At 59.6% G+C, this 10,750-nt stretch carries 8 protein-coding genes and 2 pseudogenes; 4 read left to right on the top strand and 6 right to left on the bottom strand.

Annotated features, from left to right (window positions below; genetic code table 11):
* Window positions 1–99: 99 nt before the first annotated feature.
* Together CKO15_RS12370 and CKO15_RS14710 are read right to left on the bottom strand one after the other, a co-directional pair.
* Entirely contained in the window at window positions 100–369 is a 270-nt protein-coding gene (locus CKO15_RS12370) for an EAL domain-containing protein (RefSeq protein ID WP_338036064.1), read from the bottom strand.
* 52 nt (window positions 370–421) lie between these two features.
* Window positions 422–661 (bottom strand): annotated as a pseudogene (locus tag CKO15_RS14710) (PAS domain-containing protein); the annotation flags it as partial.
* A gap of 639 nt (window positions 662–1,300) precedes the next feature.
* On the opposite strand from CKO15_RS14710, the gene CKO15_RS12360 reads away from it, so the two are divergent.
* Window positions 1,301–1,798, top strand: a complete 498-nt coding sequence (locus CKO15_RS12360) for an NfeD family protein (protein ID WP_200196755.1) — start codon at window positions 1,301–1,303, stop codon at window positions 1,796–1,798.
* A gap of 19 nt (window positions 1,799–1,817) precedes the next feature.
* The gene (locus CKO15_RS12355) at window positions 1,818–2,825 is read left to right on the top strand and encodes an SPFH domain-containing protein (RefSeq protein ID WP_200196752.1); all 1,008 of its coding nucleotides are present in this window, start codon (window positions 1,818–1,820) and stop codon (window positions 2,823–2,825) included.
* Between the two features lie 187 nt (window positions 2,826–3,012).
* Here the strand turns inward: CKO15_RS12355 and CKO15_RS12350 are convergent, their stop codons facing one another.
* A complete protein-coding gene (locus CKO15_RS12350; protein ID WP_242464781.1) occupies window positions 3,013–4,188 on the bottom strand; it encodes a Fic family protein in 1,176 nt (391 codons plus the stop codon).
* Between the two features lie 147 nt (window positions 4,189–4,335).
* Between CKO15_RS12350 and CKO15_RS12345 the strand changes: the two genes are divergently transcribed.
* Window positions 4,336–4,467: a helix-turn-helix domain-containing protein gene (locus CKO15_RS12345; protein WP_476729769.1), complete on the top strand. Its 132-nt coding sequence runs from the start codon at window positions 4,336–4,338 to the stop codon at window positions 4,465–4,467.
* A 32-nt stretch (window positions 4,468–4,499) separates the two neighbouring features.
* Here the strand turns inward: CKO15_RS12345 and CKO15_RS12340 are convergent, their stop codons facing one another.
* The 3 genes and pseudogenes from CKO15_RS12340 to CKO15_RS12330 form a co-directional block, all read right to left on the bottom strand.
* Window positions 4,500–7,670 (bottom strand): PAS domain S-box protein, encoded by a 3,171-nt coding sequence (locus CKO15_RS12340; protein ID WP_200196750.1) that lies wholly within the window; start codon window positions 7,668–7,670, stop codon window positions 4,500–4,502.
* 417 nt (window positions 7,671–8,087) lie between these two features.
* Window positions 8,088–9,302 carry an ATP-binding protein gene (locus tag CKO15_RS12335; RefSeq protein ID WP_200196748.1) on the bottom strand — a complete coding sequence of 405 codons (1,215 nt, stop codon included), beginning with the start codon at window positions 9,300–9,302 and terminating at the stop codon, window positions 8,088–8,090.
* A 68-nt stretch (window positions 9,303–9,370) separates the two neighbouring features.
* A pseudogene (locus tag CKO15_RS12330) lies at window positions 9,371–9,943 on the bottom strand (transposase); the annotation flags it as partial.
* A gap of 457 nt (window positions 9,944–10,400) precedes the next feature.
* On the opposite strand from CKO15_RS12330, the gene CKO15_RS14435 reads away from it, so the two are divergent.
* Window positions 10,401–10,634 (top strand): GreA/GreB family elongation factor, encoded by a 234-nt coding sequence (locus CKO15_RS14435; protein ID WP_200196744.1) that lies wholly within the window; start codon window positions 10,401–10,403, stop codon window positions 10,632–10,634.
* Window positions 10,635–10,750 lie beyond the last annotated feature (116 nt).

Raw genomic sequence — 10,750 nt, 5'->3', positions numbered from 1 at the left:
GTTCCAAGCCGTGCGGTACGCAATCCCCTTCTGTTTCGCCCACGCGCTTAACTTGGTACTCTTCATGCGGAGAATATTGGCATAGACAAGCATGTTCGTCTATCTATTTTTGCAACTGTTTGAACCCTCTGCGATCAAAAATTGCCGCTGTTCCTCTGACTCGACACCCTCAGCGACCACCTCAAGGCCGAGCGCTTCGCCAAGACGGATAATCGCCCGATTCATCGCCATCTCTTGCTGCTCCCCTGCCTTGCCACGGATTCCGGCGACAAAACAACGATCGATCTTGACCGAACTCGCCGGCAATCGGCCGAGGTGACGCAGCGATGAGAAGGCGGTGATCACCCCCGCTGACGGAGTGATGGTCACTCAGGTCGATCTGAAACGAGAAGAGCATCGCCCCCTCTTCGGGGTGCTCCACCCAGGTGTAATCGGCATAGACTTTAAGCCGCCTACCACTCTGATGCGACATCGGAAAGACGCCGGAGAGGGGCAATTTTCCGGTCACCGCGGCGGTCTCGAGTTGCCGCGAGACATCGACCCGGCGCTCCTTGGGTACAATCAGCTCAAGGACATTGCGGCTCAGAGCCTGCGTGCACCGATAGCCGTAAAGCCGCGCCGCCGCGTCATTCCAGAAGAGAATCACGCCATCAAGACGCATCGCAATCAGAGCCACCCTGGGCAAGCCAACTGCGACGCGCCCGATGAAGGACTCTTCGAACTCACAAACACAAGCCGCCGCGGCTAAGTCGTCGATGCTATCAGAATCGGCATTCCCTACTGATCCGCCAGTTGTTCCACGCTCCCCCACAACCCCTCCCCCTCTTCGGCCTGCACTGCTCAGCAGCGCAGTTCTCAGAACATGCTCCCGGAACCGATCCAGGTTCTGCTCAGTCGCCTACACCAGAAACACCCGCCCCGGTGACGCATTGTTCACTGTTCCTTGCCTACCATTCAATACCACCGACGGTATCACCTTCTTGTGCCCCGCTAGGTCTGCGCCGTTTGGCCGGGACGATGGATGCCTTCGCCCCGCCATTCTCGGCCGCACACAGGGGTTCCTGCGGCAAAGAGGACCGGTTCGCGGGCCTGACTGCCGCGCCGAGTAGAATGCTGCGCGTGGCCGTGTAAAACTATAACCTGTTGACTTAGCCCGACGGGCACGGGGGTTATTGAAATGCATCCACGACCACCATGGTTTCCCAATTGAAATTTTGGCTAGAGTCTGTGATTTTTGAGGTGCCCTTGGCTGTGTTACGCTGAGGCTGCGCCCGCGCGGCAGGAGAGAGGGGAAGCAACGGTGGAATTTCTGTCGGGAGTCTCCGTTTGGCAGGTTTGGCTCGCCCTGGCGTTGCTGATCCTCGTCGGCGATCTGGTGTTCTTTGGCGGGGCGCTCTCCTTCGGCGGCGGCATCTTACCGATTCTTGCAGGCGGAGCGCTTGGCGCGGTGGTCGCAGCACTGCTGGGAGTCGGTTTCGTCGGTCAGCTGGTCGGAGTCGCCGCCGGGATGGCCGTAGCTGCAGCACTCTTTCTGTGGTTGAGCCGCTTCTGGGGCAGACGCGCAGAACACAACGCCCCAGTTGACCACCGCATTACCGGCAAGACGCATCGCGTTATTGAGTATAACGGGCAGCTGGGTGTGCGACTGCTCGGTGATTTCTTCCCGGTCGAGAGTCAGCAGGCAGGTTATCTGGTGCGGGCGGGGGATGAAGTCGTAGTGGTTGAGTTTCAAGGCATACGCGCGGTCGTTTGCAAGGCTGAAACAGGGCCGGAGACGACCGCACACTCTCCTCAGTAAATCGACCGAGGTGTAGAACATGGAAGATCCGACAGGGATTGTAATCATCGCTATCCTTATCTTTTTTATCGGCATGTTCCTGAAACTGGGCATTGTCTTGATGCCGCAGCGAAGGAGCATGGTCATTGAGCGACTGGGAAAGTACCACCGAACCCTCTCGCCAGGGCTCAATCTGATCATCCCGTTTATCGATCAACCGCGGGCGATTACCATTCTGCGGTATAAAAATGGGCAACCGATCGTCTCCACCGAAAAACAGATCGATATGCGAGAGATCGTCCTGGATTTCCCGCAACAGGCGGCCATTACTCAGGACAACGTCGGCGTGCAGATTGATGGTGTCCTCTATTACCAAATCGTCGATCCAAACGCCGCTGTCTACGGCACCGAAAATCTTGTACTCGCCATCCAGACGTTAGCCCAGACCTCGCTGCGCTCAGAGATCGGCACCATGGAGCTGGATAAGATCTTTGAGTCACGTCAGGAGATCAACGATCGTCTGCAAATCACGATGGACGAGGCCGGCGATAAGTGGGGCTTGAAGGTGAACCGGGTGGAGATCCGGGATATCGATATGCCTCATGACATCCGCCAGGCGATGAACCAGCAGATGGTCGCTGAGCGCAATCGGCGGGCCACGGTCCGCGAGGCCGAGGGCTACAAGCAGGCACAGATCCTGAAGGCAGAAGGCGATAAAGAGGCGGCGATCCTGAACGCGCAAGGCGACAGAGACGCGGCGATCGCCACCGCCGAGGGTGAAAAGCAGGCTGCGATCCTGACCGCGCAGGGCGAAGCACAAGCCATCGCCCAGATCATGGAGGCGATCGCTGGCAAGGCTGAGCCGCACAAAGCCATCGAGTATCTGATCGCACAGCGCTACATCCACATGCTCCCGGAGCTGGCCAAGGATGGAGACCGGGTCTTCGTGCCGATGGAAGGGACCGCTCTGCTGAGCTCTGTCGGCGGTATGCGTGAGCTCTTTGGCCCCGGCGCGATGAGCGTCATGGACAAGGCAGGGAATGGCTAGAGAACTTTCGGGGCACCTCGGGTATCTCGCTCGAATGCCCCGAAAGGTCGGGTCAGCCGTGACGAAGTAATGGCTGCAGTGCAGTTCATGCCCTCCACAATAGAATGAGCCACCACCGCCAAGTTCTTACGCCGTAGAGTGCGGACCGGTGGGAAAGATCAGTTTGGTCTAGCCCTAGGAGGGGTGCCTACTCCCCGTTGTCAACACCGTCGTCCTGATGACGCCTATCCGGTACTTGATAGCGCGTGCTGCGGCCTCCTCCGGGCAGCTTCACCAAGCACCCCTTCTCGACCAGTCCGACGAGGTGACGGGTGGCTGTTGCCTTACTGACCTTGGCGACTTTCTGGTACTGCGATGCACTGATGCCGTGCGCAAATCCTCGCTCTCCTCCATCCAGCAGGCGGTTGAGCACCTTCACCTGCTCGGGGAGCAGGCCGGCCGACCTGAAGCGTTGCCAGAAGCGGGCCTTGGCCAGCGTCCGCTCGACCTGCGCCAAGACATCCAGCAAGGTGGCATCCAGAGTCTCCAGGAACCAGACAAGCCAGGCCGTCAAGTTTGGCGAGCCACGCTGGCTCGCTTCCAGGCGGCGATAGTAGTCGGCGCGGCGCTCGAGGATGGCGGCCGACATGGCATACAGCCGGATGCTCTGCTGGTCTGCCTGCGCCAAGGCACGATCGGCAATGGCCCGGGCAATCCGGCCGTTGCCGTCTTCAAACGGATGCAGCGTCACGAACCAGAAGTGTGCCAGGCCGGCCCGGACCAGGGGATCCAGTGCCGGGTCATGACGGCTAGCTTCAAACCATACGAGGAACAGGTCAAGCTCGTGCTCCAGCCCCTCTCGCGACGGCGCCTCGAAATGTACCTTGGGACGATCCAGGCGACCTGAGACCACCTGCATTGGCTCCGCCCCACGCCATTGCCCTGGGCGCAGCGTCGTCAGCGCGGCATCAGCCTCAGGGAACAGCCAGCGATGCCACTGAAACAGCCTCTCTGTGTCCAGCGGCGTGTCAGGCTTGAAGGTGGCATCCAGCATCAACTCCGCCAGGCCTTCAGAACGTGGTGAGGTCGTGCCCTCCGGCTCCTCTACGCCAAGGCGCCGGGCCAAGGAGGAGCGAACTGACGCTACATTCAGACGCTCTCCCTCGATGGCCGAGGAGGTAACGATGTTCTGCAATAACGTATCCAGGGCGGCTCTCGCCTCAGCGTTGTGGTCATCCGCGGATCTCAGAGCCCCCGATCGTCCCAGCAAGATGCCGAGATTTCGCCAACACACCTGTGCCCGCGGCTGAATCTCAGCCGCTTGCCAGGTAAAGCATGGCCAGTCGGGATGCTGCCAGATCCACATCGTGGCGTGATCGTTCATGACAGGCCTCCTGGGAAGACGGAAGAGCCGAATCACGCTATTTTTTTTGCTCATATAATGAGCCGAATATTGACCAGTTTCGGCTCACCTGGCAAGCCTTAGAGGGATTAGACACGAACAGTCGTGTTAGACCGGGGCATCCTAAAGATGACTGACAGCAAGATCGAATCAGCCAAGAAGCTGCTGGCGAGCGGAGTGCCGCCCCAGGACGTTGCTAAGACACTCGGTGTGCCCATCCCGACGCTGTACCGTTGGGTACCAGCCTCAGCAAATGCTTAGCGTACGATTTTTTCCGTTTTCTGAGACGACCCCTACTGCATCTGCCGAGCCCAACAGAGCAGCTCAACAAGGGCATCAAGGCGTATCGGCTTGGTCATATAGGTATCGGCGCCGCTCTGCAGGCACTGCTCACGCACCTCGGCAGTCGCATGAGCGGATAGCATAGCGATCGGCGTATGCGGCCATCCCTGCTCGGCTTCGGCCGTACGCAGCGCGCGCGCGGTCTGGGCACCATCAAGGATCGGCATCTGCATATCGAGCAGGATCAGATCGAACGTCTCTTCGGCCTGCTGCCAAATCTCCAGTGCCGCCTGCCCGTGCTCCGCCACGGTCGGCTGTGCGCCGCAGCGCTCCAGTAGCGCTCGGATCAGAAGCGTATTGGTCGGATCGTCCTCAGCCACCAAAACCCGCATTCCAACGATGATTGGCTGTTCTTCCGCTGCCGGGGAGCAACGGCAATCGGTCTCGCTGCGCTCTGCCGTCACGCCGCCGCCCTTCGATAACAACGCAGCAGTAAAGAAGAAAGTTGACCCTTCTCCGGGAATGCTGCGAAGCCATAGGGTTCCCCCCATCAGGCGCACCAATTCGCGACTGATGGCCAGCCCGAGCCCCGCACCCTGCTGACGGTTAGCCTGCACATTGCCGCGCTCAAATGGCTCGAAGATCCTTTGCTGCAGCTCAATCGTTATACCTGGGCCAGAGTCTTCAACCGCCACTTGTAGCAGCCCCTCACTGTAGCGTGAGAAACGGACACGCACATACCCGCGCTCGGTAAATTTGATGGCGTTAACGATCAGGTTAAAAAGCACCTGGCCAAAGCGGGTGGTATCGCCGAATAACTGCTCCGGAACATCAGCATCGACCAACCACTCCAGCTGCAGACCCTTCTCTTCCGCCTGTCTGGCAACGATCGCCAGCTGCTCGGCGAGGAAGGCGCGAAACTCAAACGGCTCGCGCTGGAGCACAAGGCGCCCAGCCTCCAGCCGCGACAGATCGAGCAGCGTGTCGATCAGCCCCAACAGCGTGCAACCGGCTGCCTGGCACAGCTCAATCTGGCGGCGCTGCGTGGCATCAAGCGGCGACTCGGCCAGTAGGTCAGTAAAGCCGATGATGGCATTTAGTGGGGTACGCAGATCGTGGCTGACGGCGTTGAGGAAGTCAGTCTTGGCACGGTTGGCCAACCGGAGCTGGGCCAGTGCCTCTTGCCGTTCACTGATATCGCGGAGTATCGTCGATATGTAGGCGATTTCGCCCGCGGCATTGCGATGGACAATCAGCACTTGTGAAGTCGGAATATACCGACCATCCGCCCCGATAATGGCTGTCTCGCCTTGCCACAGCCCTTCACAACGGGCCGTCGGTAGCCCTTCGTTCAAGAGCAGCTCGGCCGCCCATGGTGGATGGAAGCGGCGGATCGCCTCTTCCACACTCAGCGGTGGCATTGAGCCACCATCCGCACCACCCAGAACGCTATCGAGAGTCGGATCATCGATCCCGACGTTTGCCTTACCTGCAGCGTTCAGGTAAAGCAACTCTCCATCTTCGCCGTGTAACGCCACGATGTCCGAAGTATTATCGAGAATCGCGACCAGCTGCTCGAGCCTTGTCATAGCGACGGCTTCATTGGTGATATCGCGGGCGACGCCGGCACGCAGCACTTCTGCCGTGCCGCTGACCGTGAAGGGGGAACTGCGAGCCTCTACCCAGCGCACGTCGTCATCAGGACGGACAACCCGGTAGCGGATATTAATCTCTTCGCAAGCCGCAATCGCTTGGTGTACTGCGGACTCGACCGCTTCACGATCCGCTGGATGAATGGCCTCAAGAAAGCTGTTTGGGTTGGCATACAAGGACTCTAAGGATAGGCCCCAGATTCGCTCATAGGCGGGATTGACGTAGAGCGTCCGCTCTTCGGTACGCAGCCAGAAGGCGTCGTGGACATGCGCGGCGATCAAGCGGAAGCGCTGCTCACTCTCTGCGACTTCCTGCTGCGCCCGCTTTATATCGGAGATATCGCGAATAATCGTCGATAGTTGGGCCACTTTGCCGGAGGTGTCACGGTGGCCGATGATGACTTGAGAGGCTGGGATCTCTCGACCATCGGCGTCTAAAAAGGTCGTCTCGCCCTGCCAGATGCCTTCGCATCGCGCGGTCGGCAGCCCTTCGTTGAGGAGAAGCTCGGCCGCCCACGGTGGGTGGCAGCGGCGGATCGCCTCTTCGACGGAGGAATAGGGTGGCAAGCGGTGATCAGCGTCGGCTACAGCCTCACCGAGGTGAGGCAACTGCGGCAGGGCGAAACGCACCCTGCCAGCCTCATTGGAATAGATCAAATTGCCATCGGTATCATGGAGAGAGACTAAGTCCGGGGTGCTATCGAGAATCGCGATCAGTCGTTGCTGAAAGCGGTCGCGGGCGCGCTGTTCGGTGACGTCCTGCACCATACAGCTGAATCGCTGTGGCTGACCTGTGTGATCAAACTCGATTTGGCCCCGTTCGTAGACCGTGCGAATCTCACCGTCCGAGCGCACAATCCGAAATTCGCTCTCCCACTGCTCACGCTGCTGATCGATGATCTCCTCTAGCTCTGCCTCAACGGCGGTGCGATCATCGGGATGGACAAAGGCCAAGAAGCCCGCTTTAGTATGATCAACAGCTGCCGTAGTCGTACCGAAGATCCGACAGGCTTCGGCAGAACTTTTGCTGTACCCGGTCCGCAGATCCCAGCTCCAGCTGCCGATCTGGGCCAGTCGCTGGATCTCTGCGAACTCCAGCTCCCGCTGCTTTAGCTCGGCTTCAAGCTCGTACTGCGCGGTACAGTCGCGGAATGTAATCACCACGTCGTCCGCTGCTGTCTCTCCGCTGAGCAGCACTGCCGCCTCCATCGCGACCGGGAACGCAGCGCCCACACGCGGCTGAAGCCACACCGTCGTGTCACCGCATAGCGGCTCGCCGGTCGTCGCAACCGCGAGCAATTGCTCAGTGACGGCAGCTGCTTCGAGTGAAGTGCGGTCGGCGTCGACCACGGTGGCGAACTCTATACCGAGCAGCGCGGCCTCATCGGGGTAGCCAAGCAGTTGGCAGGCGGCGGCATTGAGATAGGTGAAGCGGCCCGCTGGATCAAGGGTGCAGAGGGCCCCAGGGGAACTGTTGAGCAGTTTTTGTAAAAAATCAAACGTACGCTGCCCCATTCTATCGTTACCCATACAGCCCCCTACCCCAATCATGCGCGAGGTGATGTGCCCCGCGCACAAGCAGCGGGACAAGTACATTCCGATCAGCGATCAGCCACCAAGAAGGGGGAAAGGGCTGTGATGCGCCGAGTTATCAAACTGCTACGATCATATGGCCTTGTCAAGTACGCACTAACCACAAGGTTTTTGCTTCCGCAAAGTTCTGACCATATCTATAAGCCGCTGAACGTGGCGGTCTCCAAGACGGCGTTGAACTTGTAACGGGAACTTCAGCCTTCGGGCCCATACGTGCCCTGATCGGGCATCAGGCGCCCCTTCTTCCGCGCTGGGGTAGCGTGGCGGGGAGCGATGATCTCGATCAGAACGATCGTCCTGCCTCGCGGAAGTGGCTGTTTAGAAAATGTTAACCAATCGATGATCACCCCCCGTTCACGTCTGCAGCCAATGCAGCACCGGACGGGTGAGGAAATCGTCCAGCGCAATGCCGTCGCCCCCGACCAGCAACGTACGATCTGGCCTAAACGCCGCTGCGAACGCAGCGGCGCCGGATCTTGCTCTGCCTGTTGCGGTACTCTTGACTTCGATGGCGACAAAACGCCGCCCGGCGCGCACCACAAAATCGACCTCCGCGCTTCGCTCCCGCCAATAGAACAACTCGCACTCACCGCATGCGGCGGCGTTAGCAAGGTGCGCACCAACGGCCGATTCCACCAGTCGTCCTCGGTACTCAGGGTCGCATATTGCCTCGTCAGGCATCAGACCGGTGGTTGCATTCATCAGCGCCGTGTTCAGAACCTGCAACTTTGGGCTTGAGCCGCGACTGCGGGCCGCGTCACCAGTGAACTTCTGCAGTCCGCGCACCATACCCGCGCAGGCCAGCAAGTCGAGATAATGCGCTAGGGTGGTGGTGTTGCCGGCGTCTTGGAGCTGCCCGAGCATCTTGGTATAGGAGAGAATCTGCCCGGAATAGCGGCAGGCGAGCTCGAACAGCCGTCGCAGCAGCGCGGGTTTGTCCACCCGGGTGAGCAGGAGCACGTCGCGGGAAATCGAGGTCTCGATCAGGCTGTCGGTGATGTAACGGCGCCAGCGCTGCGGCTCTGCCGCGAGCGGAGCGGCACCCGGATAACCGCCAAAGTAAAGATACTGATCCAGATCGAAACCGAAGGCATCACGCATCTCCGCGTATGACCAGTGCGGCAGCTGCAGCACCTCAAAGCGCCCGGCCAGGCTTTCCGTCATGCCGCGAGCGATTAACAGCGGCGCCGAGCCCAACAATACCACGCGGAGCGGCAGACCGCGGCGGGTATCTTCGTCCCATAGCCTCTTGACCGTTTCCGACCACCCCTGGATCTTCTGGATTTCATCAAGGGCAAGCACCGTGCCCTCATCGCCCGACTCCCGGGCGACTAGGCGCGCTGCGTCCCAGTGCTGGGCAATCCACTCGGTGCCGCGCAACGTAGGTTCGTCGGCACTGGCATAGCGCAATGCCGGACCGATCTCGTCGGCTAGTTGCTGTACCAGTGTGGTCTTGCCGACCTGTCGCGGTCCCGCCACCACCTGGATGAAGCGGCGCGGCTCGATCAGGCGTCGGCGCAGCTCCGCTGCCAAGGGACGCTGGTAGGTTGTTGACGATTTGCTCATCATGGTGAGTATTTTTACTCAATGTGGTGAGTAGAGCAAATTTTCGGGTCGGAGCAGGCCCAACGGTCGTGTCACCAGGGGGCATTCGGCTCACTCGAGGGAGAGCCGGCCCTCCAAATACCGCAACACCCGCGCCCGCTCCTCCCGTGCCTGCACCGCCGCAGCGCTGCCGTCTCGTGACGGGCTTCGTCGCGCTCTTGGCGCAGCTGCTCGATCTGGCGGTCTCGCTCCGCTGCCAGTTGCTCGGCCTGAATCCGCTCCTGCCGTGCCTGCTCGGCGCGGGCGTCGGCCGCCGCGATCTCGCGCTGTATCTGCTCGTGTTCGGCGTCGAGCCGCGCCCTCTCCTGCTCCAGCCGCTGCCGCTGCTCGACATGCTCCGGATACAGCCCCCGGCGGCGGCAGTACTCGGCAATTTCCTCCTCGCTGAGCGTGGCGGTCTCCAAGACGGCGTTGAACTTGTACCGGAAACTCCAGCCTTCGTACCCATACGTGCCCTGATCGGGCATCAGGCGCCCCTTCTTCCGCGCTTCGGTCCGCCAGGCATAGATCGTCGGCGCGGAGATGCCTTCCTCCGCGGCCACGTCAGCAACGCTGCGGTTGTTCGGAGGTCCAAGCTTGCGCAAGACCGCTTCACGTCGTTCGTCGGAGTACTTCGTCGGAACCTCTCACTGCCCCCAGCTCTGGTTTAAGACTTTATCAGATGAGGTTCCAACTACCCTGGCATAGGGGGTATCCTAAAAAATAATTTATCATCGGTTTGCGCATCCTAGAGGGCAATCATCGACTGGTCCACCTTTACTAAATATTCACTTGCAAATTCGGTGCGTTACCGCTACTCTTCCTCGAACTCCGAGTTGCTGAACTTCAGCACGTTGCAGCTCTCCTTAATGGTCCGGGCCTTGAGCGGGTCGACGTTCCTCGTGCCGTAAAACCGCGTCTTGGCAATGCTGATTTGGGGACGGCACTGCACTGCCTGCGCCGCTCGCTTGCGGCGACCCCTGCGGCAGGTTCGGATCTGTGGGGGGGCGCCTAGCAACGGGCGTTCCGCCCGTGAGAGGCGGCATCAATATAAAACAATTCAACGTAAGGACGTGAGTGAGCATGAACACTAAACCAACAGTCATTATATCCTCGCGCGATGCAGACAGGCTCGAGACGCTATTAAATTCCTTATCAGACGACGCCTTTCCTGGTAAAGCTGAATTGGAAGCGGAACTGGCGAGAGCGACGATAGTGGAACCGAAGGACGTCCCCTCGACCGTCGTGTCCATGAACTCCACGGTGAAATTTCGGGTGGAGTCGTCGTCGCAAGAGTTTAACTTAAGGAAACGCTGAAGTAATCGGGCTTTCGGCGTGGAAAGCCGAAGATTACAGCATCGATTGATTTTTGTTCAGGTGCTGGACGTCAATTTTCCGATTTTGGGCCAAAACGGGCTTATTTTCGTGTGGTG

It is taken from the genome of Halorhodospira abdelmalekii (assembly GCF_016583625.1).
Lineage (GTDB): Bacteria > Pseudomonadota > Gammaproteobacteria > Nitrococcales > Halorhodospiraceae > Halorhodospira > Halorhodospira abdelmalekii.
This window is presented reverse-complemented; position numbering and strand designations above follow the sequence as displayed.